The sequence below is a fragment of the Micromonospora sp. NPDC049903 genome (genome assembly GCF_044460945.1).
Classification (GTDB): domain Bacteria; phylum Actinomycetota; class Actinomycetes; order Mycobacteriales; family Micromonosporaceae; genus Micromonospora.
The window spans coordinates 123,849-150,079 of sequence record NZ_JBITKL010000011.1 but is presented as its reverse complement, the minus strand read 5'-3'; the positions used below and the strand labels follow the sequence as shown (position 1 = coordinate 150,079).

Sequence of the window (26,231 nt, the reverse complement as noted above, 5' to 3'; positions counted from 1 at the left end):
CGGGCTGCTCAGCCGGTGTAGACGGTGCCGGCGATGCCGGCGCTGGCCGGTGCCGCCAACAGCGTCAGCACCGACGCCACGTCCTCGGGACGGCCCAGGGCCGCCTCGATCCGGGAGACCTGGGCACCGTCCGTGCCGTTGGCCCGTGCCTCGTCCAGCGACCGCCGCATCAGCGGTGTGTCGATGTCGCCGGGACAGAGGGTGTGCACCCGGATCCCGCGTGGACCGAGGTGCCGGGCCAGCGTCAGTGCCAGGCCGTGCAGTCCTCCCTTGCTCGCGCCGTAGGGTACCGAGCCGGATCCGGTCAGCACGCCCGCCTTGGAACCGACCAGGACGAGCACCCCGTGGTCGTCGGCAAGGTGTCGCACGGCGTGCTTGGCGACCAGGAACGGCCCGGTGAGGTTGACCTCGATCACCCGCTGCCACAGCTCCAGCGGCAGGTCGGTGACGTCGGTGCCCTGCCCACGCATGATCCCGGCGACGTGCAGCACCGCGTCGATGCCGCCGAGGTCGTCGGCGACCGCGTCGAACACCGAGGCGACCTGCGCCTCCCGGGTCACGTCCACGACATGCGCCACGGCGGTCGCCCCGGCGGCTCGGGCCTGCGCGGCGGCACCGGCGGCGCCGTCGGCGTCGGCGTCGAGCACCGCGACGGCCGCGCCGGCCGTGGCGGCCGCCCGGACCGTGGCGAGCCCGATGCCGGAGGCACCGCCGACGACGACCACCCGGCGGCCGGTGAGCAGGCCGGTCGCCGGGGCGACGCCGGTCACCGGCGGACCGTTCCGCGAACCGCCTCGGCGACGTGTTCCGCCTCGGGCACCACGGCCTTCTGCAGCGCCGGGGCGGCCGGCATCGGCACGTCCGGGGCGGCCACCCGGGCCACCGGGGCCTTCAGGTCGGCGAAGCACTCGGACGCGGCCCGGGCGGCGATCTCCGCACCGAATCCGCCGGTCAGGTTCGCCTCGTGGGCGACGACCAGACGGCCGGTGCGCGCGACCGACGCGCCGACGGTGTCGAAGTCCAGCGGGTTGAGCCACCGCAGATCGATCACCTCGGTCTCGATCCCCTCGGCGGCGAGCTGGTCGGCGGCGGCGAGGGCCGCCGGGACCATCCGGGACCAGGCCACCACGGTGGCGTCCCGGCCGTCGCGGACCACACGGGCGCCGCCGATCGGCTCGACCGGCGCGTCGGTGCGGACCGGACCCCGGGTCGGGTAGAGCATCCGGGCCTCCGCGACCACCACCGGGTCGTCGCTGACCACCGCAGTGCGCAGCATCTGGTACGCGTCGTCCGGAGTGGACGGCAGTGCCACCCGCAGGCCGGGGGTGTGCGCGAAGTACGCCTCCACCGAGTGCGAGTGCTGAGCACAGGCACCGGGTGAGTACCCCTGCTGCATCCGGATCACCAGCGGGGCCTTCCACCGGCCGGCGCTGGAGTAGCGGATGGTGGCGATCTGGTTGACGATCTGGTCCATCGCCACGAAGGAGAAGTCGGCGTACATGATCTCGGCGATCGGGCGCAGGCCGGTCATGGCCGCGCCGAGCGCCATGCCCAGGAAGCCGGTCTCGGAGATCGGGGTGTCGAAGATCCGGTCGCTGCCGAACCGCTTGTGCAGTCCCTTGGTGGCACCGAACGGGCCGCCGGGCAGGGCGACGTCCTCACCGAAGTAGACGGTGTCGGACCGGCTGTCCAGCGCCCAGGTCAGCGCCGCGTTGACGGCCTGGATGTACCGCAGCGACTCAGACATAGACGTACTCCTTGACGGTCGCCGGGTCGGGGAACGGCACCTCGCGGGCGGCGACGACGGCGGCCTCCACCTCGGCGGCCACCTCCGCGTCGATGGCGTCGAGCCGGGCGGTCAGCTCGGCGTCGGCGGCGGCCCGGATCCGGACCAGCGGCTCGCGTTCGCGGGCGGCGGCGATCTCGCCGGCCGGGCGGTAGTGCTGCACGTCGCCGCTGTAGTGGCCGACCAGGCGCTCGGTCATGGCCTCCACGATGGACGGGCCGGAGCCCTCCCGGGCGCGGGTGACCGCCTCGGTGACGGCCTCGGCGACCGCGTCCGGGTCGTTGCCGTCGACGACCCGGCCGGGGATCCCGTACCCGGCGGCGCGCTCGGCGAGCTGTCGGATGCGGACCATGTCCTCGATGCGGGACATCTCCGAGTAGACGTTGTTCTCCACCACCAGGACCAGCGGCAGGTCGAGTACGGCGGCGAGGTTGATCGCCTCGTGCACGTTGCCCTGGTTCATCGCGCCGTCACCGATGCTGACCACCGAGACCGCGCCGCTGCCGGTGCGTTGCGCGGTGAGCGCGGCACCGGTGGCGATCGGTACGCCGGCGCCGACGATGGAGTTCTCCCCCATGAACCAGCGTCCGGGGTCGGAGAGGTACGGCGAGGCGGCCCGGCCGCCGTTGACCGCCGAGTCACGACCCATCATCTCGGCGAACAGCCCGGTCATGTCCACGCCCCGGGCCAGCGCCCAGCCGTGCCCTCGGTAGGTCGCGGTCACGTGGTCACCGTCGCGCAGCGCGCGGGCGGCACCGACCGGGATCGCCTCCTGACCGTTGCACAGGTGGATCGAGCCCGGGATCTCGCCGTCGTCCTTGAGGGCGGCCAGCCGCTCCTCGAACCGGCGGATCCGGGCCATCGCCCGGTAGTCGTCCGGCAGACCCATCACACCCCCATAGATGAATTAGAGCCCTATTCCGGCTCGTTCGGATTGGAGCCTAGACCAGGGACATCATGCTATGGAAGAGTGCATGAGCAAGTTTGTGGCCGTTATAGGGCTCTAATTTGGGGGCAGCATGGAGATCACCGCAGTCGAGTCGGTGGTGCGGGGCGACGCGCACTTCGTCGCGGTGCACACCTCGACCGGACTGGTCGGCGTCGGACAGTCCGCCTGCTGGGGGTATCCGGGAGCGGTCCACGCGGTCGTGGAGGCGTTCCGCCCACACCTGCTCGGCGCCGACCCGAGCCGGATCGAGCACCACTGGCACCACCTGTACCGGATGGGACCGTTCCGGGGATCGGTGCTCACCGCCGCCGTCTCCGCCATCGACCTGGCGCTCTGGGACCTGCTCGGCAAGCGACTCGGCGTACCGGTCTGGCAGTTGCTCGGCGGTCGGGTCCGGGACCGGATCCGGCTGCACCTGCTGCTGCCCGGCACCGGCGCGCAGGACCTCGCCGCACAGGCCACGGCGGCGGTCGCCGACGGGTTCACCGCGGTGAAGTTCGACCCGCTGCCGGCGGACTACGGCGACCTGTCGCTGGCCCGACTGGTCACCGACACCGAGGCCACCACCGCCGCCGTCCGCGACGCGGTCGGCCCCGACGTCGACCTGCTCATCGAGCTGCACCGCAAGCTCACCCCGTTGCAGGCCGAGGCGGTCGTCCCGGCGATCGGCCGACTGCACCCGCTGATGGTCGAGGACCCGATCCAGATCGACAGCGTCAGCAGCCAGGCCGAGCTGAGCCGCCGCGCGCTCGGGGTGCCGATGGCCAACGGCGAGCGGCTGCACACCATCTGGGAGTTCAAGGAGCTGCTGGCACAGGGCGGGGCCCAGTACGTCCGGCCCGACCTCGGCCTGGCCGGCGGCATCAGCCACGCCCGCAAGATCGCCGCGCTGGCCGAGTCGTACCACGCGGCGGTGGTCAGCCACAACTGCCTCGGGCCGCTGCTCACCATGGCCTCGGTGCACCTGGACACGGCGATCCCGAACTTCGTGACGCAGGAGTACTCCCCGCTCGACGACACTCTCGCCGACGGTCCGGCGCGGGCCTGCGTCCGTCGTGAGGGCGGCTTCCTGCCCATCCCCGAAGAGCCCGGTCTCGGCGTCACCCTGGACCTCACCGACGAGACCCCGCTGGACCTGACCGGCCGCCCGCTCACCCGCATCCCCCACCGCGCCGACGGCTCCATCGCGTACGCCGTCTAGATGTAAGGAGGGGTCCCCTGCTAACGCCTCGTGCATAGCAGGGGACCCCTCCTTACATCCGACGGCCGGGGTGCTGGAAGACGGGGTACGCCCACAGGGGCTCGCCGTCGGCGTCGGCGATCTCGGCGAACAGGTGTGCCAGCGACGCCGTCCAGCGCGCCTGCACCTCGGAGGCGCCGGTGACCCGGCCGGCGTGGTCGAAGCCCCACCGGGTCCGCAGGACGCAGATCAGCAGCAGACCGTGCCGATAGATGTGGTAGTCGTACACGCCCGCCTCGTCGAGCAGGGCGGCCATCTCCGGCCACAGCTCGACGTGCCGGCGCTCGTACTCGGCCTCCGCCCCGGGACGCAGGCGGTACAGGTGGCACACCTGCACGCCCGGCCCACGGGCCGGTCCCGCCCCCGATCCGGTGCCGGGATCGGGGACGGGACCGGGGTGACCCGCGCTCGGACATTGAGGAGTATCCGGGTCGGGTCGGTCGGTCGGCGTGCTCACTTGCCGGAGCCGGCGAGCGCACCGGAGACGAGTTGGCGCTGGAACACCAGATAGATGACGAGGACCGGGAGCAGGGCCACGATCAGGCCGGCGCTGACCAGCGGCACCGACACGTCGTACTGGCCGCTGAGCAGGGAGACGCCGACCATCAGCGTCTTGGAGTCCGAGCCGCCCATGATGACCAGCGGCAGCAGCAGGTCGTTCCACATCCAGACGAAGTTGAAGATGGCCAGCGCCGCCAGTGCGGGGGTGGCGATCGGGGCGAGCAGCCGGAACAGGATGGTGAAGTGTCCGGCCCCGTCGACCCGGGCCGCCTCGATCAGCTCGTCGGGCACCTGCTGGAAGTAGCCGGCGAGCTGGTAGGTGCCCAGCGGCAGACCGAAGGCCGCGTACGCCAGGATCAGGCCCTGGTACTCCCCGGACATGCCCAGGTCCAGCACGGTCTGGTAGAGCGGGTAGATGATCGCCTGGCTGGGGATGGTCAGGGTGATGATGATGAACAGGAAGACCAGCTTGCCGCCCCGGAAACGCAGCTTGGTCACCGTGTACGCGATCAGCATCGCGGCCAGCACCGACAGCACCAGGCCACCGACCGTGGTGATGATGGAGTTGAGCAGCAGTCGGGGCATGTTCATCCGCTTGAACGCCTCGACGTAGTTCTCGAAGGTGATCCCGGCCGGCAACCCGAGCGGGTCCCGGGCGAACCCGGTCTGCGTCTTGAGCGAGCTGACCACGGTGAACAGCAGCGGGTAGAGCGCCGCCACCGCGACCACCACCAACGCAAAGACCAACAGGTAGCGCCCGATCTGGGCGGAGTGTCGCCGGTTCATCGCGGCTTCCGGGTCCCCTCTTTGAACATGTGCCGCACGCTGAAGATCGACAACACGGCGACGAAGACGAACAGGGCGATGCCGATGGCCGAGCCGTACCCCCGGTCGAGGAACTGGAAGGTGGTGAGGAAGACCAGGTACTCGGGGAGCATGGTGGCGTTGCCGGGGCCGCCCTGGGTCAACGCGTAGATCAGCGGGAACAGCCAGATCAGCACGCCGGAGGCGCAGAGCACGCTCCAGTACGCCACGGTGGGACGCAGCATCGGCACCACGACCGAGAAGAGTCGCCGCCAGAAGTTGGCCCCGTCGAGGTACGCGGCCTCCAGCACCTCCTCGGGAATGGTGGCGAGTCCGGCCAGGTAGGTCATCACGCCGAGGCCGAAGAAGCTCCACAGCGCCACCGCGACCAGGGAGAAGAGCGCGCTGTTCTGCCCGTTGAGCCATTCGATGGCCAGCGGTCCCAGCCCGACGGCGCGCAGCAGGGCGTTGATCGGTCCGTCCGGGCTGAGGATCTGCCGGAACATGATGCCGACCACAATGGGCGCGATGGTGTACGGGACGAAGTAGACGGCCCGGAAGAACTTCCAGCCCGGCGCCCGTTGGTGAATCAGCACCGCGAGTACGAGCGGCAGCACGATCCAGACCGGCAGGGTGGCCACCACCAGCAGGGCGTTGCGGAAGCTGGCCAGCACCACCGGGTCGTCGAACATCCGGGTGTAGTTGTCCCAGCCGGCGAACGAGCTGTCGCCGAACCCGCTGGAGGATTCGAAGCTGGTGATGACGCCCCGGATCAGCGGCACCAGTTTGAAGGTGACCGCCAGGGCCATCCCCGGCAGCACCAGCAGGGCGCCGAGCCACCATTCCCGGGCGTGCCGAGGTCGCCGGTTGCGGCGTACCGGCGGGGGTGGGTTCTTCGCGACGGCCGAATCGGCGGCCGACGCGGTGGAGATGCTCATCGGGCTGTCCTCCCCGGAGGCTGGCGGGTGGGGTGGCGCCCGGCCACCCCACCCGGTGCGACTAGTTGCCCTGCTTCTTCGTCGGGCTGCGCTCCAGCGCCTGCTGCATCTGGTCGGCCCACTTGTCGACGGTGAGCTGACCGAGGGTGATCTGCTGCCAGCCTCGGGCCAGCGCGTCGGCCTCCGGGCCGGAGAGCATGACACCGGCGTGCAGGGTCGGCTCGGCCACGAACTCCTGGATCTTCTTGAAGGCCGGCGACGAGGGCAGCAACGCCGGGTCGACGTTCTTGTTCAGCGGCTGACCCTTGGCGTGCTTCACCCACAGCTCGCCGTTCTCCTTGCCGGCCAGCCAGGTGATGAACTCCAGGCCGGCTTCCTTCTTCTCGCTCCACTGCGTCACGCCGTAGACGGCGCCCTCGATGCCGGAGAACTTGCCGGCCAGCGGCGCGGACGGGTTGATCACCGGCCACCGGGTGACGCCGAGCTTGTCGTCGCCGAGGGCCTTGCCGAACGCCTCCCAGTTCACCGCGTCGGAGATGATGGTGCCGGCGAAGGCGGCGTCACCGCGCTGGAAGATGTCCGCACCGTCGGGCAGCATCGTGATCGACGGGGCGTTCTTGTTCGTCCAGCCCTTGGTGGTGATCTCGGCGAGCTTCTCCAGGACCTGGACCAGCTTCGGGTCCTTCCAGGACAGCGTGCCGGCGAGCAGGCCGCGGATGTCGTCCTCGGTCAGGTAGTTGCGGGCGATCTCCGGGAAGTCCCAGTACGCCGGGAAGGTGCCGGACAGACCCAGGGCCAGGCAGGTCTTGCCGGAGTTCTTGATCGCCTCGCAGGCGGCGCCGAACTCGTCCCAGGTGGCCGGCGGGTTGTCCGGGTCCAGCCCGGCGCCGCGCAGCACGTCCTTGTTGAAGTACAGGACGTTGCCCTGGTAGGAGAAGGGCACGCCGAAGCAGGCCTTGCTGGTGTCGAAGCCCTCGCAGGCGCCGCTGTAGGTGACCAGGTCCTTGTTGATCTCGGCGGCCCGGTCGCCCAGCGGCACGTACGCGCCCCGCCGGTCGAACAGCTCCAGCCCGGCGTTGTTGGCCATCACGTCCGGCCCGGACTGCGAGGTGATGTACGGCCCCTGCACCTCGGGGTACTTGTCGAACGGGACCGACTGCAGGTCCAGCTTGATGTTCTGGTGGCTGGCCTCGAAGGTGGTCTTCACCTGCTGCCAGTACTCGGAGCCGCCCGGCTCCCAGGTGAGCACCTTGAGGGTGACTGGGCCGTCGGCGGCGTCGCCACCGCCCCCGCATCCGGCCAGCATCGCGGCGGTGGCCACACCGGCGGCGAGGACGCCGGTCAATCTACGACGAAACATCGGCGCAAGCTCCTGTCAGGAGAGGGGTTCGAGGGAGATCCGACGGGGTTCGCCACCGGCGGCGGCGCTGTCGGCCATGGCCGTGGCGACCTGCACCACGTGCAGTCCGTCGGCGAGCGGGACGACCGCCGACGACTCGGTGCCGGTCACCTGACCGACGAAGTGGCGCAGTTCGGCGGCGAGCGCACCGCCGCCGTCGACCGGCGAGAGCAGCCAGTCCGGCGCCTCGGTCTGCTCGGCCTGGACGAGCAGCGTGGGGTGGCCGAGGTCGACGTGGGCGACCCCGTCGGTGCCGTACACCTCGACCAGGTCCGAGGTGTGGTTGGGCGTGGTGTCGGGCAGCAGGTAGCTGTTGCGGATCGACGACACGACGTCGTTGGCGTGCCGAAGCTCCGCCCACACCAGGACCGGCGAGGCCGGACCTGGTCGGGTCCGGGCGGTCGCACGAACCTCGACCACCGGCGACTGGGCGTACCAGATGGCCAGGTCGACGTCGTGCACGGCGGTGAGCAGGGCCGGGTGCTCGTCGGGGAAGAGCCGGCTGAGCGCGCGCGGCCGGTCCCGGCGGGAGGAGACGGCCAGCACCTGGCCGAGCCGGCCGGCGCGGACCGCGTCGTACAGCGCCCGGTGCGGGGCGCTGTGGCGCAGGATGTGTCCGGGCTGGCAGAGGACCCGGTGGGTACGGGCCGCCGCGACGATCGCGGCGGCGTCGGCGACCGTGGCCGCGAGCGGCTTCTCGACCAGGACCGGCACCCCGGCGGCGAGCAGGGCGACCGCGACCGCCCGGTGGGCGGGTCCGGGCACGCAGACCGAGGCCGCCTGCGGGGCGCCGGCGGCGAGCAGGTCATCGACGGTGCCGAAGGTCCGGGCCACGCGGTACGCGGTGGCGGCCCGGTCCCGCACCTCGGGGTCCGGGTCGACCAGCGCGGTCACCGGTACGCCGAGCGACCGGTACGCGGCGACGTGCCGCAGCCCGAACGCGCCCGCACCGACGACGGCGACCTCCGGCGCGGCGGTCATGCCGCGCCTCCACCAGGCGGTGTGTCCTGGACGGGCGTCGGGGCAACGCACCTGACGACGCGGTTCATGCCGTCACCGCCGCGACGGTCGCGTCCGGCCCGGCGGGCGCCGGTACGCTCGCCGCGGCGCTGCCGTTCGGGCCTGCGGTGAGTCGGCCGTCCAGCACCGCTCGGGTGAGCCGTTCGAAGGCGGTCACGCCGACGTCGAGGCACCGCTCGTCGACGTCGAACGAGCCGGAGTGCAGGGGCGCGCCCCCGCGCTCGCCGGTGACGCCGAGTTTGACGTACAGGCTGGGGCCGAGCGCGCCGAGCAGCGCGAAGTCATCGGTGGTCAGCGGCGGCACCGCGAGGTCCGTCACCTGCATCAGGCCGGGCAGCTCGGTGTGGGCGAGCGCGACGAGTTCGGCCGCGTTGCGCACCGGCGGCATCTCGTTGGCCCAGGTGAAGCGGACGCCGAGGTCGAGCGCGGCGGCCTGCTGGCGGGCGACCCGCTCGATGACCGTCTTGAGCCGGTCGCGGACGCCCTCGTCGAGGGTGCGCAGGGTGCCGGTGGCCTCCGCGTAGCCGGCGACCTGGCTCTGGCTGGCACCGCCGGAGATGGTGCCGATGTTGAAGGCCACCAGTTCGTCGGCGTTGCGCGACCGGGCCACGGCGGCGTGCAGCATGTTCACCATGCCGCTGAGCCCGAGGATGGCGTCGCGGCCCAACGCCGGGGTGGCGGCGTGCGCGGCCCGGCCGAGAACCTCAACGCGGAACGCGTCCTTGGCCGCCATGGCGGTGGTGCGGTCCACGCCGAGTGTGCCGACCGGCAGGTCGGGCCAGCAGTGCAGTCCGAGTACGGCGTCGAAGCGCCGGCCGCGCAGTGCCTCGTCGACGAGGACGGCGGCGGCTCCGGAGGTCTCGCCGAACGGGATCTCCTCGGCCGGTTGGAACAGCACGGTCACCGAGCCCCGGGCCGGCGGATCGGCGGCGAGCCGGGCGGCGGTGCCGTAGGCGACGGTCATGTGCACGTCGTGTCCGCAGGCGTGACAGACCCCGGCCGTCGTGGACGCGTACGGCTCGGTCTTGGCGTCCTGCACGGGATAGGCATCCATATCGGCCCGAAGAAGGACCGACGGTCCCGGGAGGTGACCATCGAGTTCGAGGAGCAGCCCGGTACCGGCGATACCGGTCCGCAACCGCCCGAACGGCTGAAGCTTCTCGGCCAACGTCCCGGCCGTGCGGTGTTCAGTAAACCGCAGCTCGGGGTGGCGATGGAGCTGACGCCTCAGCCGTACCAGCTCATCAACCCCGTCGTGTCCCCGCGCCACTCGGCCCACCCCTCGCTCACGACCTGCAATCCGGACCTAATTGAGACAAGAACTTAAGTCAGGGGGGTGGCCGCGTCAATAACCGGCCAGAATTTGGGTTATCGTCCGTGACCATGGACCGCGCTGACGCCCATCTGCACCTGTTCGCCGACGGCTACCCGGGCCGGTACGGACGCTCCCCGGCGGGCGGCCAGGAGATCGCCGTATATCAGGACATCCGCCGTGTGCACGGCATCGATCGGGCCCTCGTGGTCGGGTACGAGGGCGAGCCGCGCTTCGCCGGGAACAACGACTACCTGGCGGGGCTGGCCGCCCGGCATCCCTGGATCGCGCCGGTCGCCTACGTTCCACCAGGTGGACCGGCGGACGGGCAGTTGACGCGCTGGTGGGCGGCGGGCTTCGTCGGATTGGCCGCCTACCTGGCGGACGCCGAGGCCGCCGACCGCTTCGCCGACTGGGTGACCGGCTGTGCCACCGACCTCGCCAGGGCCGGTGCGGTGCTCAGCCTCAACGCGACCCCGGCCGCCACCCTGCGACTCGGCCCCGCGCTCGCCGCCCTCGACGGGTGCCCGGTGTTGTTCAGCCACCTCGGGCTGCCCGGCAGCCGACCCGTGCCGCCGACCCCGCAACAGACCGCCGAGGCCCTCGCACCGCTGCTCGACCTCGCCCGGCTGCCGCACGTCGGGGTGAAGGTCTCCGGCCTGTACGCGGTCAGCGAGCCGCCGCACGCCTGGCCGCACGCGGCGGCCCGGCCCCACGTCGAGTTGCTCCTGGAGCGTTTCGGCAGCCGGCGACTGTACTGGGGCTCGGACTTCCCGCCCAGCCTGGACCACGTGTCGTTCGCGCAGACGCTGGAGCCCGTCGGGCTGGACGACCTCTCCCCCACCGAGCGGGCGGGCGTCTTCGGCGCCAACCTGCGCCGCATCCTCGACCGGGCGGCCTCTCCGGGAGGCGACGCGTCAGCGACCGAGCCGTCCTGAGACCGTGGCCCCGGCGGCGAACTCCGGCAGGCGGGCCAGGCGGCAGATCGACCAATGCCTCCCGGCGCGCCCCACCGGGGCCGCCGGGAGGTGTCGGGTCAGAGCACCGACGCGTACCACTGGGCGCCGGTGACGCGGATCCGCTGGGACTGCTTGCGGTTCCACTCCACCCGCAGGCCATGCTCGCGCAGCACCGGGAAGACGAGGTCGTCCAGGAGGCGCTCCAGGTCGGCCTGGTAGCCGGCCTGCTGCTCGGCCTCGGAGAGGGCGGCGTAGGCGGCCTCGTCGAAGTCCACCGGCGGATAGGCGCCGTAGCCAAGCCAGACCTGGCCGTCCTCGCTGTCGACAAGCGACTCGGTGTCCTGCTGGTGATACCAGAGGTAGCCGTGCCAGTGCCGGGAGTCGTCCCGCTCGTCGTGGATCTCGCCCGCCGCGCAGGTGCCGCAGCAGCTGAAGTTCTCCCTGGCCACCACTCCGCGCCGGTTGAGTTCGGCGAAGGCGCGGGTGAGGTTGCCGCTCACCTCGCCCCAGCCGCGTTGCTGCTCCCGCCGCGCCGCCAGCGCCGTCTCGTACGCCGCGCGTAACTCCTCGTCGGTGGTGCCGTGACGCTGCCCGTCCTGGTCGAAGAAGTCCACGAACTCGTCGGCGTCGGTGTCACCGCGCACGATCCAGGCCCAGATCTCGGCCTCGATCTCGTCGCGCCCCGGCGCCCCGATCCGCTCGGTCAGGAACCGTACGCCCGCCGGACGCTCGTTGTAGATCCATTCGGTCACGGCGAGGATCGTCACACGCCCCTCCGACAACCCGCGCCCGCCCGACGTCGGCACCAAACGCCGGGCGGGACAATCGGGGTTCACCCGCCGGTGGCGGCACTGGGCCCCTCGGTGTCGCGTCTCAGCGGGACGCCTTGCGGACGCCGGGCAACTCGCCGCGCAGGGCCATCTCGCGGAACCGGACCCGGGAGAGCCCGAACCGGGCGAGAACACCTCGGGGGCGACCGTCGATCATGTCGCGGTTGCGCAGCCGGACCGGGCTGGAGTCGCGGGGCAGCCGGGCGAGTCGGCGTACCGCGTCGTCCCGGTCGGCCGGGTCGGCCCCCGGGTGTGCGATGGCCCGTTTGAGGGCGGCGCGGTGCCCGGCGTACCGGGCCACGAGTTCCACCCGGCGTTCCTGGCGACCGACCAGGGCGGTGCGGGCCATCAGCGTGCCTCGCGGAACTCGACGTGCCGGCGCACGATCGGGTCGTACTTGCGCAGCACCAGGCGGTCGGGGTCGTTGCGGCGGTTCTTCCTGGTCACGTAGGTGTAGCCGGTGCCGGCCGTGCTGCGCAGCCGGACGATCGGCCGGACGTCGGTCTGCCGGGCCATCAGACCGTCACCCCCTTGCCGCGCAGTCGCGCGACGACGTTCTCGATGCCGTCGCGGTCCACGGTCCGCAGCGCCCTGGCGGTCAGCGTCAGCCGGATCCAGCGGCGCTCCGAGGGCAGCCAGAATCGGTGGTTCTGCAGATTCGGGTTCCACCGGCGGCGGGTCCGCCGATGGGAGTGGGACACGGCGTTGCCGAAGCTCGGCTCCGCCCCGGTGACGTCGCAGCGTCGCGACATGGCCTGCTCCTTCACAGATGGGAACGACAGGACCGCCCCCGACACGTCCGGGGTCCACGCCGAGAAGGCGGCGCGACGGGCTTCGTCTCGGGAACGATCACGTGCCTATAATGACAACCGTTTTCAACTACGTCGAGAGGCCTGTGATGTCCACGTCATCCGTCGCGTCGACCGGCCCGGCCGCCGTCCAGCGAGCCGGACCACCCTCGCTGACCGTGCTCAGTGGCTTCTGGCCGGCCGCGACCTACGCCGTCGCCCGCACCCTGCTCACTGCGGACCCGGCGCTACTGCTGGTCCGGCACGACCTGGGCGACGTACGGGCCGGTGTCGTGCACCGGGTGGTCCGCGACCGCTCGGGGATGCTGGAGGACGAGCGGATCACGCTGGCCCACGGCTGCGTCTCCTGCACGCTGCGGGACGATGTCCTGCCCACCCTCGCCCGGCTGGCCGGCACCCATCCGCACCGGGACCTGGTGTTGATGCTGCCGGAGGTGGTCGAGCCGGAGGCGGTCGCCGCCGCCTGCGCCCACTGCCTCGTCGACGGCACGCCGCTGACCGACCTGCTGCACGTCGACTCCTACGTCACCGTCGTCGACGCCGAACACCTGCTCGACGGCCTGGCCAGCACCGACGACCTGAAGACCCTGGACATCCACGCCGCCGCCGACGACGACCGGGCACTCGCCGACGTCGTCGTCCGGCAGATCGAGTACGCCGACACCCACGTCCTGTGGGGACACTCTCCCGACGGCGGCTACGACACGTACCGCCTCGCGACGCTGCTGGCACGCATCGCGCCGTGGGCGATCCAGATCCGCGTCGACGACGACCTGGTCGACGCGCACGCCCTGGCCCGGCGGCTGCGCCGGACCGACCGGCACCGACCGGAGACTCCTGGCGTGCTGGTCCGTGGCCTGGAAGGGCACCTGCTCGGTGTCCACGAACCCCACCCCGACCAGGGGATCGTCTCGGTCGTGTTCCGGGCCCGCCGGCCGTTCCACGCCGAGCGCCTGCACGCGGTGCTGGAGGAGGTCAACGCCGACGTGATCCGCTCCCGGGGGCACCTCTGGCTGGCCAGCCAGCCCGAGACGGTCATCGCCTGGGACTTCGCCGGCGGCGGACTCGGCCTCGGCTCGTTCGGGCGCTGGCTGACCTGCCTGCCGGACGCGCACTGGGACGAGGTCTCCGACCATCGCAGGCTCGCCGCCGCCCTCGACTGGGATCCCTACTACGGCGACCGCAATCAGCACCTGGTCTTCGTCGGTCTGGACCTCGACCCGAGCGTGCTGCGGCACACCCTCACCGAATGCCTGCTCACCGACGCCGAACTCGCCGACGGCGAGGACGTCTGGCGCGGTTACCCCGACCCGTTCGCCGGATGTTTCCCGATCACCGATCCGTACCGAGGAGAACCCGCATGAAGCGCGACATCCACCCCGCCTACCGGCCCGTGGTCTACCGCGACCGGGCCGCCGACTTCGCCTTCCTCACCCGGTCCACCGCCACCAGCGACCAGACCGTCGAGTGGACCGACGGCAACACCTACCCCGTCCTGGACGTGCAGATCTCGTCGGCCAGCCACCCGTTCTGGACCGGCCGACAGCGCCTGGTCGACACCGAGGGTCGGGTGGAGAAGTTCCGCGCCAAGTACGCCCGGCACGCCCGATGACCGACGCCTGACCGGCCGTCACCGGTCCGCGCGAGCATTGCCCGGGTGGCAGTGCTCGCGCGGACCGCGTCCGGACCCGGGTACGGCCGGACCCGTCGAGCCCGGCCGGGTCCGCTGCCGCGCGCTCAGGCGGGGACCGTCGCGGGGCCCATCTGGAAGTCCGGGTCGATCTGCGTGGTGAGGTCCACGCCGGTACGGTCGTTGGCCCAGGCCACCGCATTGCGCCGGTGGAACTCGTGGGCCCAGCGGGTGAACGTCGCCCGGTCCTGGACGGTGGCGTCGACGACCTCGGCCAGCCGGCCCAGCGCGGCCCGGTTCTCCGCCTCCACCTCGTCCAGCGGTCCGAGGACGCCACGTTCGGCCCGGCGCACGTACGCCGAGCGTCCCACCCAGGTCAGCAGGTCGTCGCCGACGTGCTCGCGGAGGAACTCCACGTCGGCTGCGTCCTCGACCTTGTTGCCGATCACGGACAGGGCCACCCCGTAGTCCCGCGCGTAGCCGGCGTACTGCTGGTAGACACCGACCCCGCGTACGGTCGGCTCACAGACCAGCACGGTGCGGTCGAAGCGGGTGAACAGCCCCGAGGCGAACGAGTCGGCACCGGCGGTCATGTCCACCACCACGTACTCGCCGGGGCCGTCGAGCATGTGGTTGAGCAGCAGTTCCACCGCACCGACCTTGGAGTGGTAGCAGGCCACCCCCAGGTCCTCGGCGGTGAACTCGCCGGTCACCGCCAGCCGCACCGCGCCGACGGGCGTCACGCAGGTCGCGTAGATCGGGTTCTCCTCGTCCACCCGGAGCAGACGCGACCCTCGACCCGGCGGGGTGGTCTTCACCATCTCGGCGGCGGAGCCGATGCGGGGGTTGTCGCCCCGCAGGTACTCCTTGATCGCCGGCAGGTGCGCACCGAGCGGCACCGGCGTGGCGGCGTGCTCCGGCCCGCCGAGGGCGACCGCGAGGTGCTGGTTGATGTCGGCGTCGATCGCCAGCACCGGCCGGCCGGTGGCGGCGAGGTGGCGGGCGTAGAGCGCGGTGAGCGTCGTCTTCCCACTGCCGCCCTTGCCGACGAACGCTACCTTCACCGCGACCACCCCTTGATGCCAACGGAAACCGTTTCCATGAGCGCGATGGTAACGGGTGGTGCGGCACTCACCGCGGATAACCCGCTGATTGCGTCAGAAACAGGTCAGCGAATGGCCGGCTCGGTCACGGGGCGCTACCACCGGCAGCTCACGCCGCCTCCGGCTCGGTCTGCGCGGCGGGCAGGTCGAGGACGTCCACGGCGAGCCGGTGGATGGTGTCGAGCGTGGCGTCCCGGCCACCGGCGGCCTCCACCATGAACAGCAGATGCCGTACGCCCGGCAGGGCTGCCGCCCGGGCCACCATCTCCCGGCAGCGACGGGGCGAGCCGACCGGGTGGATGTCGATCAGATGGTCCACATAGCGCTCCGGGTCACGACGCCCACCCGCCGCACCGTCCAGGCGGACGTACTCCCGGGTGCCGGCCAGCAGCGCGGGGAGACCGGCGCGTACGGCCCGCGCCGCCGCGTCGTCGGTCGCCGCCACCTGGGCGAGATGGGCGCTGGCGTGGTGGATGCCGGCGGGATCGTGCCCGTGCGCGGTGGCCACCCGCGCGTGGCGGGCCACCAGTTCCGCCTTCTCGGCCAGGTCGGCGTGCAGGCCGAGCAGGAGCGGAAGGCCGTACCGGGCGGCGAGGTCGACCGTGCCCGGGGTGGTCGCGGCCACCCAGAGCGGCACCGGGCTGCGAGGTCGCGGCACCACCGGCACGGGCCGGAACGGGAAGCGCGCGTTGCCGGCCACGGTCGGCTCCCCGGACAGCCACCGCAGCAGCAGCTCCACCGAGTCGCCGAAGCCGTGCCGGAACCGGTCCAGGCCGGTGCCGAAGACCTCCAGGTCGACCCAGGGACCGCCCCGGCCCACCCCCAGCCGGAACCGGCCGCCGGAGAGCTCGTGCAGCAGCACCGCCTCCTCCCCGAGCGCCACCGGATGCCGGTTGGACAGCACGCAGGCGGCGGTGCCGACCGCGATGCGCCGGGTGGCGCCGAGCAGATGCGCGGCGAAGGCGACCGCAGAGGGACAGACGCCGTAGGGGATGAAGTGGTGCTCGGCCATCCACACTCCGTCGAAGCCGGTGGCCTCCGCCGCGCGGCCGTACCGGTGGGCGTCGGCGAGCGCCTCGGCATGGGTGTCACCGGGCCGCTGCCCGGCGAGCAGGAACAGGTGCGCGTGTACGCCCCGTTCCGCTCGCCGGGTGCGGAGGAACTCAGCAGTCACGCAGCTCGGGCGACTGGTTGAGCAACTGGCCCCGGGTGGAGACGAACCGGCGGTAGGTGTCCGAGTCGACCGCCGACGGCCGGAAGGCCGCGACCCGGTGGCAGTTCTGGAAGGCCAGCTTGACGCCGAAGTGACGCTCCAGGCTGGACCGGATGGCGTCGCTGGCCAGCGCCCGCAGCAACTGCCCCCGCTCCGCCTCGCTGGGCGGCGGGAGCACGTTGTCGGCGAACTCCTCGCCGGAGGTGGCCAGGTCCGCCGCCACCCGGCTGACGGTCTGCCAGGCGTACGGCAACGACTCCCGTACGCAGGCCACGAACTCCTCGTCTCCGACGGGACCGGACTCGGCGGCCCGCAACAGGTCGGGCGGCACGGTGAGAGACATGCTCCTCCTCAGTTAACGATCACGGTTTTCGCTTTCGTTAGAGTGAGCACACCATGCCGGTGACCGCCCGTCAATGCCCGAACACGGAAAGCCACCATGGAGTCCGGCGAGCCACCTCGGTCAGCCCCCGGAGAGGATCCGCGCTACCGGGCCGCGCAGTCGGCGCAGACACCCACGATCTCGAGCGTGTGGTTGAGGTCGGTGAACCCGTGCTGGGCCGCCACACCTTCGGCCCACTCCTCCACCGCCGGGCCGACGACCTCCACCGTGCGACCGCATTCGCGACAGACGAGGTGGTGGTGGTGGGTCCGGCTGCACCGGCGGTACAACTGCTCACCGGAGGGCAGGCGCACCGTGTCGACCTCGCCCGCGTCCACCAACGCCTGGAGAGTGCGATAGACGGTGGTCAGGCCGACCGACGCCTTCTGGTCCCGCAACTGGGCGTGCAAGCCCTGGGCGCTGCGGAACTCGGTCAACTCGTCGAGCAGCCCGACGACCTCGGCCCGTTGCCTGGTGTTGCGGGCAGCGCCCGGAATCGATTTGATCGCCATCGCCACTCCCCTTCGTCCGGGCCTCGGGCCGGCGTGGCACCCTCGCGGCCCACCCGCGGCCGTGTCGGCGACGCGAGGCACATCGGCTCGCCGCCGGGCCATTATGATAGCCACCGTTGTGCCGACCTCCGGCCACTGCGCGTCGCGGCGGTGTCCGCCACCGAGGCGGGCGTGTGCGCAGGAGGCGAGCAGACGGTGGGCACCGACATCGACGGCGGCGTCGAGGTCCGGCCGGGAGGCGCGGGTTCGCCATGGTCGTTGGCCGATGTGCTCACCGACGACCTACCTCGTGACTACGACGCCTTCGGCCTGCTGTTCGGGGTACGCAACTACGCCGGCTTCACGCCGGTCGCACCCGGCCGCGGCCTGCCGGAGGACGCCAGCCCGGAGTTGCGTCGACTCCGCACCGTCGAGCCGGTCCACGATTGCACATGGGTGACGTGGGCAGAGGTGGCCCGGATCGACTGGACGGCGAGTGCGCCCCGGGTGGACGACCGGATTCACGAGTACCGGCCGACGAGCGCCGGAGAGGTCCTGGTCGGCAAGGCGAGCCATCACGGGCGCGCCTGGCACGCGGTGGCCGGCGAACACGCCGACCCGCGCGGCAGCAGCTACCCCGAGGGCACCCAGTGGCGCACCTCCGACCGGGTCTGGCGGGTGGAACGCCTGCGCACCGGCGACGTGCTGCGCCGCAACCCGCAGCTGCGCGCGCTGCTGGCCGGCATGCGGGGGCTCGCCGAACGACACGGCGACGACCACGTACGACTCGTCGTCTGGTTCGACAGCTGACACGGCGGGTCGACTCTCCGAGATCGTGATGACGGGAACGCCGGAGGCTCATCCCGTCGACCCGCGCGGCGCGCCCGTCCACCGCTGATCGTCGGCACGGCAGCTCCGGCGCGGGTTTCCGGGTCGGGAACGTTACGACTTGACGAACGGCATGTTATCGCTCACAGTCGATGCCTAAGGACGGCGCCTGCGGCTTACCGGGCGAGCCCGCTACGCCGGATCTGGGATCGGGCGCGCCCAGGGACAGCGGCGATCATGTTAGCGCTGCCATACCGCGATCGCGTTCGACCTGTGCGTCACGGTGCGCCCGACTCCGGGCGGACCGTTCATCTGTTGGTCATTGAAGGAGGATCATGTCTGCCTTCGGTAGATCTCCATCGATCGCACCGCCGTCGCGGCGGCGTCGGTGGTTGCCGCGGGTCATCGCTGCCGGCGTGGCAGCGGTGATGGTCAGTGGTGCCGCTGCTGCGGTGCTGGCGACGCCCGCCGCTGCGGCCACGGTCGACACCAACGCGTGGTACGTGTTGGTGAACCGCAACAGCGGCAAGGCCCTGGACGTGTACAACCTGGCCACGAGCGACGGTGCGCGGATCACCCAGTGGACCCGGAACAACGGCAACCAGCAGCAGTGGCAGTTCGTCGACTCCGGCGGCGGCTACTACCGGTTGAAGTCCCGGCACTCGGGCAAGGTGCTGGACGTCTACAACTTCTCCACCGCCAACGGCGGGAACATCGTGCAGTGGACCGACGGCAACGGCACCAACCAGCAGTTCCGGTTGGCCGACTCCGACGGCGGGCACGTCCGTCTGATCAACCGCAACAGCAACAAGGCGGTGGAGGTGCAGGGCGCCTCGACCGCCGACGGCGGCAACATCGTGCAGTACGACGACTGGGGCGGCGCCAACCAGCAGTGGCAGCTCGTCCGCGTCGACGGCGGAACCACGCCCACCACGCCGCCACCGTCGGGTACGTGTGGTCTGCCGTCGTCGTACCGGTGGTCCTCGACCGGTGCGTTGGCGCAGCCGCGGTCGGGGTGGGTGTCGTTGAAGGACTTCACCCACGCCCCGTACAACGGTCAGCAGCTCGTCTACGCCACCACGCACGACACCGGCACCAGTTGGGGGTCGATGAACTTCGGCCTGTTCTCCAACTGGAACCAGATGGGCTCGGCCAGCCAGAACGCCATGCCGTTCTCCGCCGTCGCCCCGTCACTGTTCTACTTCGCACCCCGCAACGTCTGGGTCCTGGCCTACCAGTGGGGCGGCCCCGCGTTCTCCTACCGCACGTCCACCAACCCCACCAACGTGAACAGCTGGGGACCGGCGCAGACCCTGTTCACCGGATCCATCTCCAACTCCGGGACCGGGCCGATCGACCAGGCACTCATCGGCGACAGCCAGAACATGTACCTCTTCTTCGCCGGCGACAACGGCCGCATCTACCGGGCCAGCATGCCCATCGGGAACTTCCCCGGCAGCTTCGGCTCCAACTACACCACGATCATGACCGACACCACCAACAACCTGTTCGAAGGCGTGCAGGTCTACAAGCTCGAAGGCGAGAACCGCTACCTCATGCTCGTCGAGGCCATCGGCTCCCAGGGACGCTACTTCCGCTCCTTCACCGCCACCAGCCTCGGCGGCACCTGGACCCCCCAGGCGGCCACCGAGAGCAACCCCTTCGCCGGTAAGGCCAACAGCGGCGCCACCTGGACCAACGACATCAGCCACGGCGAACTCATCCGCACCAACGCCGACCAGACCATGACCGTGAACGCCTGCAACCTCCAGTTCCTCTACCAGGGCCGCTCCCCCAACTCCGGCGGCGACTACGGCCTCCTGCCCTACCGCCCCGGACTGCTCACCCTGCAACGCTGACCCACCACCACGCACCCGACGGGCCCGCAGTGGGCCCGCCGTGGTGAGCACCCCGGCGGCCCTGTCCCGTACCCGTGGGACAGGGCCGCCGGTGGCGTTTCCGCCGGTCAGGTCTCGGGCCGTCCGGCGGTAGCGGCGACGAGCAGCGACAGTTCCCGGACGAGGTCGTCGAGGGATTGGCCGTTCTGCGTCCGCAGCAGTCCGAGACCGAGGTCGGCCAGCAGATAGAAGCCGAGCGTCCTGGCCTGCTCGGAGTCGAAGGCGGCGAGTAGTTCCTCGGCACCGGCGAGGTCACCACGGTGTTTGGCGGCGATCACCCCGGCGGCGCGTTGCACCAGTTCCGCCGCGGCCGGGGTATGGCCGGTCACGCCGCTCAGATCTTCGGCGTCGCGGCGCGGGCGGCGTCGAACCGGGCGACCACGTCCGACCAGTTCACCAGGTTCCACAGCCGGTCCACGTAGTCCGGCCGCACGTTGCGGTACTGCAGGTAGTAGGCGTGCTCCCAGGCGTCGAAGACCAGCAGTGGCGTGGTGCCCTGTCCGACGTTGCCGTGGTGGTCGTAGACCTGCTCCACGATCAGCCGCTGCCCGAGCGGCTCCCAGGCCAGTACGCCCCAGCCGGAGCCCTGGACACTCTTGGTCGCCGCTGACAACTGGCCGGCGAACGCCTCGAACGAGCCGAAGTGCTCGTCGATCGCCGCCGCCAGCTCACCGTCGGGGCGGTCACCGCCGTCCGGCGACAGGTTGCCCCAGAAGATCGTGTGCAGGACGTGTCCCGACAGGTTGAACGCGTACGTCTTCTCCAGGCCGACCAGCGTGCCGAAGTCGCCCTTGGCACGGGCCTCGGCGAGCTGCTCCAGTCCGTCGTTGGCCCCCTTGACGTACGCGGCGTGGTGCTTGCTGTGGTGCAACTCCAGGATCTGCCCCGACATTGCCGGCTCCAGCGCGCCGTAGTCGTAGGGCATGTCGGGCAGAGTGTAGACCGCCATCAGGAAGATCCTCCACGTCTTTCTGCGAGATCCTTGCTGTTGCCACTATCTTGCAATAAATCGTCGCCGAGCAGTAGCAGGACCGGGTTCGCGTTCCTCGAATGCCGACGGGTGGATCGCCAGGGACCGGGTCGGGCTGCGCGTCGACGGCGGACATCGGGCCGATGTCCCGGCCGTCGGGACATCGGCCCCTGTCGCCTGGGACGCCCGGACGGGCACGCTCATCGGCAGAACGCGGGCGGGCGGCCACGGCACCCGAGACGGCCGTGATGCCTCCCGCACCGTTCGCCCGGCCCCACCCGGCCGGCCACCGTGCCACCGACCGTCCTGGTCATACGGCCCGGGCCGGTCACCGGTCGGCGGATCGGGGCGGCCCGGGGGGTGCCGCTCCGATCCGCCGGTCCCGTCGACCGGGCACGACGGACCTCCGCCACCCTGGTCAGCGGGAAGGCGCGAGGGTGGCGCTGTCGGCGGTCGGGATGCCGGAGGCGGCTGCTACCGGCGCGGAGCCGGGTCCACCCGGGAGGTCACAGGGCCGGGCGGACGACGAACGTGGCCGACGACGAGGAGGCACCACCGTCGATCGGGGACATCTGCATCTGCCGCTGACCGTCGTGGCGCAGGTACCGGTTCGGGTAGTTGTAGGAGCGCAGCGACGTCTGCGTACCGCTGATGCCGGTGACCTGGCAGAACGTCGAATCGGCACGGAACAGGTCGCTGCCGTCGGCGCGGTGCAGGAACACCCGGAACTCGTGGTGTCGCAGGTAGTGACCGGGAAAGTTGACCGATTCGAAGGAGAGACAGGCCCCGGCGAGGCCGGTCCGGACGACGAACGCGGCATCGGCCTTCGTGCTGGCGCTGCTGCCCGCGTCCACGGCGTCGACGCGGGCCTGGAAACCGGCGTGCCGAACCCGGCGGCCCGGCAGCGCGGCCACCTCCAGGCCGACGCGGGCTCCCGGAGTCAGGGCGGTGCCGGCCGGAGCCGTCGGCGTCGACGAGGGACGCGCGGGATCACTCGCCACCGGCGGCGGCACGGCGGAAACGGGAGGCGCGGACGTGGGGGCCGCAGTGGCCCGGCGGGACACGCTGGCACCGCCGCCGTCGGTGGTCGGGGTGGCGCCCGGCGACGCGGGCGGGGCTCCCGACGGCCCGTCGACCTCGGGGGCAGTCGTGCCGATCGGCGGTCCGTCGACGGGCTGGTCCGGCCGGGGCACCGCCGCAGCGAACTCGCCGCGTACCGGATCGGGTGCGGACCCGTCGTACAGTGCCGTCGCGCCGACGATGGTGCTCACGGCGACCACGGCGACCCCACAGAGCAGCAGCTTGCGCCGGACGTCGGCGGCCCCGGCCTGGTCCCGGCGGTGCGGGCCTCCGAACGGCGGGAGCAGGTCGGCGGCACGCTCGTCGCCGCTACGCACCGGACCGGGTCCGGTGCCGCCCTCGGCAGAGGTACGGGTCAGCCGGGCATGGGCGGACACCACGATGCGGGGCAGGGCCGGGGACGCAGCGCTGCGTCGCGGCGGTTCACCGGGCCCGTAGTGCAGCCCGTCACCGGATCGGGCCCTCGCTGTCGAGCCGGCGTCCACGTCGGGCGGAGAGATCCAGCCACCGATACGCAGGCGTGGCTGATTGGTGCCCTTCTCGGACATGGTGGTCTCCTGCCGCTTCCCGCGCACGCGCCCGCCCGGACAAGTCATCTGGTTGCGGCACATACGCTCTCATCACCACACGGGTCGACGCCAGTCCTAGATCGCACGCGTACCGCGACTGTCCGGGGCGGTGTCGCGGGCCAGGCGCTCGTTCAGCGCGGTCGAGATCGGCGCGAGACGCCGCGCGTCGGCTTCCACGTCGGCGTGCGCGATGTCTCCCGACGGCGGTTCCACGCCGGGCTCCACCGTGCTGCCGGCCACCTGTCCCTGGGCGTACCGCCGGACGGCGTCCAGGATCCCGGCGGCCTCCCCGACGGCGGTCACCCGGGCCTCGTCCCCACCGGCCTCCGCCGCGCGCCGCCGGGCCCGCGCCACCACTCGCGGATCCGGCGGGCCGACCGCCTGGAGGCCGTCACCGATCTCCACGCACCGCCGGTACAGCCGTTGCCCGACACCCCACACCCACCAGGGGTCGCGCTCCGGACGCCGGGGCGGATGCAGCGCGACGCTCGGGACGGCCCGATAGAGCAGGTGCCACAGCGGATGCAGGTCGCGGTACAACGCCCTCCTGCGGGGCCATGCGCGCAGGCCGTCGACGGTCTTCCAGACCGTGGACAGCACGAAGCTCGAACAGATCAGGACGACCGACAGCGTGACAAGCGACTGTGATGCGAGCGGTTCGGACCAGGCAGGCGTGGTACCGGCCAGTTTCCACGCGAGGAACAACGCCTTGTGCGCCACGAAGGCGGCGCCGAAGAACGCTCCGGCGCTCAGCAGCCGCATCACGACCTTCAGCCGGGTACCGGCGAAGCGCGCGTAGCCCAGCGACATGCGCAGGATGTCCACCACGGAGACGCCCAGGTACGCGAGGAACGCGAGCATGTAGACGATGACCTGCGGCATGTCGCCGTAGCGCTCGGCGAAGTGCATCGGTTCGGACTCGGGGAAGTCCGCCGCCCAGAACATCGTGACCATCACGGTGGCCACCACCGCGAAGAAGAGCCATCGCCGCCGCATGGACCGACGCGCCCGCTGCGGATCTCCCAGATGCAGGAAGAGGAACTGGATCGCGGTGGCGGTGATCAGCGCCGCCCCGTGCTCGACGGGCTTGGCCAGGTTCGGCACCCCGGACAGTCCGTCGATCCCGCTGTGCACCGGGGCCCACCCGGCGGTGACGGCGACGCCGCAGCCCAGGCAGATCCCCAGGCTGGCCAGGACCCTCGGGTTCGACGGGTCCCGTCGGAGCGCGCCCAGCTTCACGACGAACGCCGCGACGGCGACCACCAGCGCCGCGACGTGGCCCGCCGCCACCAGCATGCGTACCTCCGGCTAGTCGGTCAGCGTGGCGGCGATGCGGTACATCACCGCCGCCGTCTCGTCCGCGAGATCGTCGAAGCCGCCGACCCGGCCGACGGCGGCCATCTGTGCGCCGAGGTAGGTGGCCAGCAGCTCGGCGTCGTGCTCCTGACGGTCGTGGAACGTCGACGACGAGCGGGCCAGCAGCGCCTGGACGTCCGCCGGACCGGCCGGCTCCGGCACGGTGTGCGGCAGCACCACCTTCCCGCGGTGCCGCAGGGCGATGTGCATCAACTCGTGCAGGATCGTCTGGGTCTGGAGGACCGGGGACGAGTCTCGGCTGTAGAGCACGTAATCCGTCTCCGCGGTCGCCACCCACAGCCCGCACGGCCCGGCCTGCTCACCCATCGTCATGGCGAGGACCTGGATGTCCCGGCGGCGGGCGTCGGCCAAGGCGGAGATCATCCCGGAGAGCGTCAGCGGAGCCGGCAGATCGACCACCAGTTGGCGGATCAGCTTCTGGACCTGCCGTCTCTGCCGCCACATCGTCGCTGCGTCTCCCCCGTGCGAGCCCCCACCGAGACGATCCCGTGCCTGTCGCCCGTCCTCGTCCTGATCCGACGTCCGGTCCATCGAGCCTCGCGCTGCGCCACAATAGTGGCGGCGCAAGGGGGCAGCATAGCCAACCGGCGTCGATCGTGGGATCCCCGCGCGGCGCGCGCCCCTGCCCGGATGCTGCGACCGGACGAGGCAGAATGCGGGACGTGCACGACACCAGGGAGGTCAGGGCCGGTCGACCGGCGTTGCGGTCCGCGCGTGTGGTGACCGAGGTGTTCGCACCGGCACTGCTGGCCGCGGCCATGCCCGTCGTGATCGGAGTGACGAGCGTGTCGCCCCTCGCCGAGGGCCTCGGGTGGGCGCTGGTCGGCGCGCTGTTCTGCTCGGCGATCCCCAACGCCCTGATCTGGTGGGACGTCCGTCGTGGGCGACTGACCGACCACCACATCCGGGTGCGCGAACAACGCCGGACGCCCCTGCTGTACGGCCTGCTCTCCGTACTCGTGGGACTGTCGCTGATGATCGGTCTCGGTGCGCCGCGTCCGGTCACCGCGATCGTCGTGGTGATGTTCCTGCTCGGGGTGGCGGTGACCGCCGTGAACCTGGTCTGGAAGCTCAGCATCCACGCCGCGGTGGCCGCCGGTTCCGCCGCGGTGCTCGTGATCGTGTTCGGTGCCGCATTCCTCGCCACCGCGCCGGTGGTCGCGCTGGTCGGCTGGTCGCGCGTCCGGCTGCGGGATCACACCGTCGCCCAGGTGATCGTCGGCACCGTCGTGGGTGTGCTGGTCGCCGCGCCGGCGTTCCTCGCCCTGCGGTGACCCCGGGACGCGCTACGGGTCGGAGCGGTCCCGGCGTGCCTTGCTCTGCGCCTCCAGCGCGGCGACCTGCTCGACGATGGCCCGCAGGCTGGCCCGGGGCGCGCCGGGTGGCATCCGGCGGGCGAGCACGGTGATCGTCTCCAGATCCGGATCGCCGACGGACTCGGCGTCGGCCACCCGGTCGAAGAAGTAGTTCGGCTCCACCCGGAAGAAGTTGGCCAGTTGCTGGATGGCCGAACGCGACGGGTTGTCGCGCTCCCCCCGGAGCAGGTAGTTGACGTAGCTGGTGGACAGACCGGTCGCCTTGGCCACCTCGTCCGGCGAGAACGCCTTGTCGGTGCCGGGCTTGAGTCGCGTCTCGAACAGGTGCCGCAACCGGGCGGCGAACGAGGTCGGCCCGTCGGCGCTACCAACGTCGGCCATGACCACCTTCCGATCCACCTGCGACGATCGTCGCGACCCGACAGGGGTCGACCACGATAGTTGCTGAACGTCGCGACGCTGTGCTCTACTGAGCTGCACCCGACAACTATTGTGGCAGTGACACCGTAGCGGACACCGCCCGATACCCAAAGGCATCCACGGCCACCGGCAGATGTCGAATCGGTATCGACGTGTCGGGTGTCGAGCGTCAGTGGTGGAAGCGGCACGGGGAAACGCAGGCTGTCACGGCGTGCGTTGCCGCACCTCGGGCGGCCGGCAGGCGGGAGCAGGGCTCACCGCCCTCCGTGTCCGGGACGCCCGCGCCCCTGGCGCCGGTGGCCCGGGGCGGGGCACGTCCCGGGCCACGACGCGGGGTGGTGGCGCCACCAAGGCTGTTCGCGGACAGCCACCCACCCCCCCCGGGGCCCCCCCCCCCCACCCCCATC

Annotated in this window: 31 protein-coding genes; 8 read left to right on the top strand and 23 right to left on the bottom strand. The window is 71.5% G+C overall.

The window, feature by feature from the left end:
* Nucleotides 1–8 precede the first annotated feature (8 nt).
* Genes ACIBO1_RS18925 through ACIBO1_RS18915 form a run of 3 tightly spaced genes read right to left on the bottom strand, consistent with a single transcriptional unit; the run spans nt 9 to nt 2,675 of the window.
* A complete protein-coding gene (locus ACIBO1_RS18925) occupies nt 9–770 on the bottom strand; it encodes an SDR family NAD(P)-dependent oxidoreductase (RefSeq protein ID WP_396748131.1) in 762 nt (253 codons plus the stop codon).
* Complete coding sequence (locus ACIBO1_RS18920; RefSeq protein WP_396748129.1) at nt 767–1,747, bottom strand: alpha-ketoacid dehydrogenase subunit beta; 981 nt, start codon at nt 1,745–1,747, stop codon at nt 767–769. The genes ACIBO1_RS18925 and ACIBO1_RS18920 overlap by 4 nt, the downstream gene beginning before the upstream one ends.
* Entirely contained in the window at nt 1,740–2,675 is a 936-nt protein-coding gene (locus ACIBO1_RS18915; protein ID WP_396748127.1) for a thiamine pyrophosphate-dependent dehydrogenase E1 component subunit alpha, read from the bottom strand. Before ACIBO1_RS18915 ends, ACIBO1_RS18920 begins: the two co-directional genes overlap by 8 nt.
* Nucleotides 2,676–2,805: 130 nt before the next feature.
* Here ACIBO1_RS18915 and ACIBO1_RS18910 point away from each other — a divergent pair, with 130 nt between their 5' ends.
* Nucleotides 2,806–3,936, top strand: coding sequence for a mandelate racemase/muconate lactonizing enzyme family protein (locus ACIBO1_RS18910; RefSeq protein ID WP_396748125.1), 1,131 nt, complete (start codon nt 2,806–2,808; stop codon nt 3,934–3,936).
* Nucleotides 3,937–3,988: 52 nt separating this feature from the next.
* Here the strand turns inward: ACIBO1_RS18910 and ACIBO1_RS18905 are convergent, their stop codons facing one another.
* From ACIBO1_RS18905 to ACIBO1_RS18880, 6 genes are all read right to left on the bottom strand, one after another.
* Nucleotides 3,989–4,306 (bottom strand): L-rhamnose mutarotase, encoded by a 318-nt coding sequence (locus ACIBO1_RS18905; protein WP_350699894.1) that lies wholly within the window; start codon nt 4,304–4,306, stop codon nt 3,989–3,991.
* Between the two features lie 122 nt (nt 4,307–4,428).
* The gene (locus ACIBO1_RS18900) at nt 4,429–5,262 is read right to left on the bottom strand and encodes a carbohydrate ABC transporter permease (protein ID WP_396748123.1); all 834 of its coding nucleotides are present in this window, start codon (nt 5,260–5,262) and stop codon (nt 4,429–4,431) included.
* Nucleotides 5,259–6,218: a carbohydrate ABC transporter permease gene (locus ACIBO1_RS18895; RefSeq protein WP_396748121.1), complete on the bottom strand. Its 960-nt coding sequence runs from the start codon at nt 6,216–6,218 to the stop codon at nt 5,259–5,261. The genes ACIBO1_RS18900 and ACIBO1_RS18895 overlap by 4 nt, the downstream gene beginning before the upstream one ends.
* Nucleotides 6,219–6,279: 61 nt before the next feature.
* Nucleotides 6,280–7,578 (bottom strand): ABC transporter substrate-binding protein, encoded by a 1,299-nt coding sequence (locus ACIBO1_RS18890; protein ID WP_396748119.1) that lies wholly within the window; start codon nt 7,576–7,578, stop codon nt 6,280–6,282.
* A gap of 15 nt (nt 7,579–7,593) precedes the next feature.
* Nucleotides 7,594–8,598 (bottom strand): Gfo/Idh/MocA family protein, encoded by a 1,005-nt coding sequence (locus ACIBO1_RS18885; RefSeq protein ID WP_396748117.1) that lies wholly within the window; start codon nt 8,596–8,598, stop codon nt 7,594–7,596.
* 64 nt (nt 8,599–8,662) lie between these two features.
* A complete protein-coding gene (locus ACIBO1_RS18880; protein WP_396748248.1) occupies nt 8,663–9,838 on the bottom strand; it encodes a M20 family metallopeptidase in 1,176 nt (391 codons plus the stop codon).
* Here ACIBO1_RS18880 and ACIBO1_RS18875 point away from each other — a divergent pair.
* Both ACIBO1_RS18875 and ACIBO1_RS18870 read left to right on the top strand, forming a co-directional pair.
* Entirely contained in the window at nt 9,725–9,964 is a 240-nt protein-coding gene (locus ACIBO1_RS18875) for a hypothetical protein (RefSeq protein WP_396748250.1), read from the top strand. The genes ACIBO1_RS18880 and ACIBO1_RS18875 overlap by 114 nt on opposite strands.
* Nucleotides 9,965–10,020: 56 nt before the next feature.
* Nucleotides 10,021–10,887: an amidohydrolase family protein gene (locus ACIBO1_RS18870; protein WP_396748115.1), complete on the top strand. Its 867-nt coding sequence runs from the start codon at nt 10,021–10,023 to the stop codon at nt 10,885–10,887.
* A 98-nt stretch (nt 10,888–10,985) separates the two neighbouring features.
* Here ACIBO1_RS18870 and ACIBO1_RS18865 read toward each other — a convergent pair whose 3' ends face one another.
* The 4 genes from ACIBO1_RS18865 to rpmB form a co-directional block, all read right to left on the bottom strand.
* Complete coding sequence (locus ACIBO1_RS18865) at nt 10,986–11,660, bottom strand: DUF6891 domain-containing protein (RefSeq protein ID WP_396748113.1); 675 nt, start codon at nt 11,658–11,660, stop codon at nt 10,986–10,988.
* Between the two features lie 121 nt (nt 11,661–11,781).
* Complete coding sequence (gene rpsN, locus ACIBO1_RS18860; protein WP_396748111.1) at nt 11,782–12,087, bottom strand: 30S ribosomal protein S14; 306 nt, start codon at nt 12,085–12,087, stop codon at nt 11,782–11,784.
* A complete protein-coding gene (gene rpmG, locus ACIBO1_RS18855; RefSeq protein ID WP_095565727.1) occupies nt 12,087–12,254 on the bottom strand; it encodes a 50S ribosomal protein L33 in 168 nt (55 codons plus the stop codon). The genes rpsN and rpmG overlap by 1 nt, the downstream gene beginning before the upstream one ends.
* Nucleotides 12,254–12,490: a 50S ribosomal protein L28 gene (gene rpmB / locus ACIBO1_RS18850; protein ID WP_396748109.1), complete on the bottom strand. Its 237-nt coding sequence runs from the start codon at nt 12,488–12,490 to the stop codon at nt 12,254–12,256. Before rpmB ends, rpmG begins: the two co-directional genes overlap by 1 nt.
* A 146-nt stretch (nt 12,491–12,636) precedes the next feature.
* Here rpmB and ACIBO1_RS18845 point away from each other — a divergent pair, with 146 nt between their 5' ends.
* Both ACIBO1_RS18845 and ACIBO1_RS18840 read left to right on the top strand, forming a co-directional pair.
* Nucleotides 12,637–13,911 (top strand): CobW family GTP-binding protein, encoded by a 1,275-nt coding sequence (locus ACIBO1_RS18845; RefSeq protein WP_396748107.1) that lies wholly within the window; start codon nt 12,637–12,639, stop codon nt 13,909–13,911.
* The gene (locus ACIBO1_RS18840; RefSeq protein ID WP_396748105.1) at nt 13,908–14,159 is read left to right on the top strand and encodes a type B 50S ribosomal protein L31; all 252 of its coding nucleotides are present in this window, start codon (nt 13,908–13,910) and stop codon (nt 14,157–14,159) included. The genes ACIBO1_RS18845 and ACIBO1_RS18840 overlap by 4 nt, the downstream gene beginning before the upstream one ends.
* 125 nt (nt 14,160–14,284) lie before the next feature.
* Here ACIBO1_RS18840 and ACIBO1_RS18835 read toward each other — a convergent pair whose 3' ends face one another.
* The 4 genes from ACIBO1_RS18835 to ACIBO1_RS18820 all read right to left on the bottom strand — a co-directional run bounded on the left by ACIBO1_RS18835 (nt 14,285) and on the right by ACIBO1_RS18820 (nt 17,387).
* Complete coding sequence (locus tag ACIBO1_RS18835) at nt 14,285–15,241, bottom strand: ATP-binding protein (RefSeq protein WP_396748103.1); 957 nt, start codon at nt 15,239–15,241, stop codon at nt 14,285–14,287.
* A 148-nt stretch (nt 15,242–15,389) separates the two neighbouring features.
* Nucleotides 15,390–16,454, bottom strand: coding sequence for an LLM class flavin-dependent oxidoreductase (locus tag ACIBO1_RS18830; protein ID WP_396748101.1), 1,065 nt, complete (start codon nt 16,452–16,454; stop codon nt 15,390–15,392).
* The gene (locus ACIBO1_RS18825; protein WP_350699877.1) at nt 16,444–16,836 is read right to left on the bottom strand and encodes an SCO5389 family protein; all 393 of its coding nucleotides are present in this window, start codon (nt 16,834–16,836) and stop codon (nt 16,444–16,446) included. The genes ACIBO1_RS18830 and ACIBO1_RS18825 overlap by 11 nt, the downstream gene beginning before the upstream one ends.
* A 143-nt stretch (nt 16,837–16,979) precedes the next feature.
* Nucleotides 16,980–17,387, bottom strand: coding sequence for a transcriptional repressor (locus ACIBO1_RS18820; RefSeq protein WP_350699876.1), 408 nt, complete (start codon nt 17,385–17,387; stop codon nt 16,980–16,982).
* 195 nt (nt 17,388–17,582) lie between these two features.
* Between ACIBO1_RS18820 and ACIBO1_RS18815 the strand changes: the two genes are divergently transcribed.
* Both ACIBO1_RS18815 and ACIBO1_RS18810 read left to right on the top strand, forming a co-directional pair.
* Nucleotides 17,583–18,176, top strand: a complete 594-nt coding sequence (locus ACIBO1_RS18815; protein ID WP_396748099.1) for a hypothetical protein — start codon at nt 17,583–17,585, stop codon at nt 18,174–18,176.
* A 353-nt stretch (nt 18,177–18,529) separates the two neighbouring features.
* Nucleotides 18,530–20,053, top strand: coding sequence for a non-reducing end alpha-L-arabinofuranosidase family hydrolase (locus tag ACIBO1_RS18810; protein WP_396748098.1), 1,524 nt, complete (start codon nt 18,530–18,532; stop codon nt 20,051–20,053).
* A gap of 107 nt (nt 20,054–20,160) precedes the next feature.
* Here the strand turns inward: ACIBO1_RS18810 and ACIBO1_RS18805 are convergent, their stop codons facing one another.
* The 5 genes from ACIBO1_RS18805 to ACIBO1_RS18785 form a co-directional block, all read right to left on the bottom strand.
* A complete protein-coding gene (locus ACIBO1_RS18805) occupies nt 20,161–20,421 on the bottom strand; it encodes a superoxide dismutase (RefSeq protein ID WP_396748096.1) in 261 nt (86 codons plus the stop codon).
* A 5-nt stretch (nt 20,422–20,426) separates the two neighbouring features.
* Nucleotides 20,427–21,041, bottom strand: coding sequence for a superoxide dismutase (locus ACIBO1_RS18800; RefSeq protein WP_396748094.1), 615 nt, complete (start codon nt 21,039–21,041; stop codon nt 20,427–20,429).
* 527 nt (nt 21,042–21,568) lie between these two features.
* Nucleotides 21,569–22,690, bottom strand: coding sequence for an AbfB domain-containing protein (locus ACIBO1_RS18795; RefSeq protein WP_396748093.1), 1,122 nt, complete (start codon nt 22,688–22,690; stop codon nt 21,569–21,571).
* A gap of 96 nt (nt 22,691–22,786) precedes the next feature.
* Entirely contained in the window at nt 22,787–24,007 is a 1,221-nt protein-coding gene (locus ACIBO1_RS18790; RefSeq protein ID WP_396748091.1) for an MAB_1171c family putative transporter, read from the bottom strand.
* A gap of 12 nt (nt 24,008–24,019) precedes the next feature.
* Nucleotides 24,020–24,532, bottom strand: coding sequence for an ImmA/IrrE family metallo-endopeptidase (locus ACIBO1_RS18785; protein WP_396748089.1), 513 nt, complete (start codon nt 24,530–24,532; stop codon nt 24,020–24,022).
* Nucleotides 24,533–24,846: 314 nt separating this feature from the next.
* Between ACIBO1_RS18785 and ACIBO1_RS18780 the strand changes: the two genes are divergently transcribed.
* Nucleotides 24,847–25,362 carry a phosphoesterase PA-phosphatase gene (locus ACIBO1_RS18780; RefSeq protein ID WP_396748246.1) on the top strand — a complete coding sequence of 172 codons (516 nt, stop codon included), beginning with the start codon at nt 24,847–24,849 and terminating at the stop codon, nt 25,360–25,362.
* Nucleotides 25,363–25,374: 12 nt separating this feature from the next.
* Here the strand turns inward: ACIBO1_RS18780 and ACIBO1_RS18775 are convergent, their stop codons facing one another.
* Nucleotides 25,375–25,785, bottom strand: coding sequence for a helix-turn-helix domain-containing protein (locus ACIBO1_RS18775; RefSeq protein WP_396748087.1), 411 nt, complete (start codon nt 25,783–25,785; stop codon nt 25,375–25,377).
* Between the last annotated feature and the right edge of the window lie 446 nt (nt 25,786–26,231).

What these genes read in the sequence shown, in the direction of transcription:
- ACIBO1_RS18920 (WP_396748129.1), bottom strand. Translation starts at nt 1,747, where the DNA reads ATGTCTGAGTCGCTGCGGTACATCCAGGCCGTCAACGCGGCGCTGACC.
- ACIBO1_RS18915 (WP_396748127.1), bottom strand. Translation starts at nt 2,675, where the DNA reads ATGGGTCTGCCGGACGACTACCGGGCGATGGCCCGGATCCGCCGGTTC.
- ACIBO1_RS18910 (WP_396748125.1), top strand. Translation starts at nt 2,806, where the DNA reads ATGGAGATCACCGCAGTCGAGTCGGTGGTGCGGGGCGACGCGCACTTC.
- ACIBO1_RS18900 (WP_396748123.1), bottom strand. Translation starts at nt 5,262, where the DNA reads ATGAACCGGCGACACTCCGCCCAGATCGGGCGCTACCTGTTGGTCTTT.
- ACIBO1_RS18895 (WP_396748121.1), bottom strand. Translation starts at nt 6,218, where the DNA reads ATGAGCATCTCCACCGCGTCGGCCGCCGATTCGGCCGTCGCGAAGAAC.
- ACIBO1_RS18890 (WP_396748119.1), bottom strand. Translation starts at nt 7,578, where the DNA reads ATGTTTCGTCGTAGATTGACCGGCGTCCTCGCCGCCGGTGTGGCCACC.
- ACIBO1_RS18885 (WP_396748117.1), bottom strand. Translation starts at nt 8,598, where the DNA reads ATGACCGCCGCGCCGGAGGTCGCCGTCGTCGGTGCGGGCGCGTTCGGG.
- ACIBO1_RS18870 (WP_396748115.1), top strand. Translation starts at nt 10,021, where the DNA reads ATGGACCGCGCTGACGCCCATCTGCACCTGTTCGCCGACGGCTACCCG.
- rpsN (WP_396748111.1), bottom strand. Translation starts at nt 12,087, where the DNA reads ATGGCCCGCACCGCCCTGGTCGGTCGCCAGGAACGCCGGGTGGAACTC.
- rpmG (WP_095565727.1), bottom strand. Translation starts at nt 12,254, where the DNA reads ATGGCCCGGCAGACCGACGTCCGGCCGATCGTCCGGCTGCGCAGCACG.
- rpmB (WP_396748109.1), bottom strand. Translation starts at nt 12,490, where the DNA reads ATGTCGCGACGCTGCGACGTCACCGGGGCGGAGCCGAGCTTCGGCAAC.
- ACIBO1_RS18845 (WP_396748107.1), top strand. Translation starts at nt 12,637, where the DNA reads ATGTCCACGTCATCCGTCGCGTCGACCGGCCCGGCCGCCGTCCAGCGA.
- ACIBO1_RS18840 (WP_396748105.1), top strand. Translation starts at nt 13,908, where the DNA reads ATGAAGCGCGACATCCACCCCGCCTACCGGCCCGTGGTCTACCGCGAC.
- ACIBO1_RS18825 (WP_350699877.1), bottom strand. Translation starts at nt 16,836, where the DNA reads ATGTCTCTCACCGTGCCGCCCGACCTGTTGCGGGCCGCCGAGTCCGGT.
- ACIBO1_RS18820 (WP_350699876.1), bottom strand. Translation starts at nt 17,387, where the DNA reads ATGGCGATCAAATCGATTCCGGGCGCTGCCCGCAACACCAGGCAACGG.
- ACIBO1_RS18810 (WP_396748098.1), top strand. Translation starts at nt 18,530, where the DNA reads ATGTCTGCCTTCGGTAGATCTCCATCGATCGCACCGCCGTCGCGGCGG.
- ACIBO1_RS18800 (WP_396748094.1), bottom strand. Translation starts at nt 21,041, where the DNA reads ATGGCGGTCTACACTCTGCCCGACATGCCCTACGACTACGGCGCGCTG.
- ACIBO1_RS18795 (WP_396748093.1), bottom strand. Translation starts at nt 22,690, where the DNA reads ATGTCCGAGAAGGGCACCAATCAGCCACGCCTGCGTATCGGTGGCTGG.
- ACIBO1_RS18790 (WP_396748091.1), bottom strand. Translation starts at nt 24,007, where the DNA reads ATGCTGGTGGCGGCGGGCCACGTCGCGGCGCTGGTGGTCGCCGTCGCG.
- ACIBO1_RS18785 (WP_396748089.1), bottom strand. Translation starts at nt 24,532, where the DNA reads ATGTGGCGGCAGAGACGGCAGGTCCAGAAGCTGATCCGCCAACTGGTG.
- ACIBO1_RS18780 (WP_396748246.1), top strand. Translation starts at nt 24,847, where the DNA reads ATGCCCGTCGTGATCGGAGTGACGAGCGTGTCGCCCCTCGCCGAGGGC.
- ACIBO1_RS18775 (WP_396748087.1), bottom strand. Translation starts at nt 25,785, where the DNA reads ATGGCCGACGTTGGTAGCGCCGACGGGCCGACCTCGTTCGCCGCCCGG.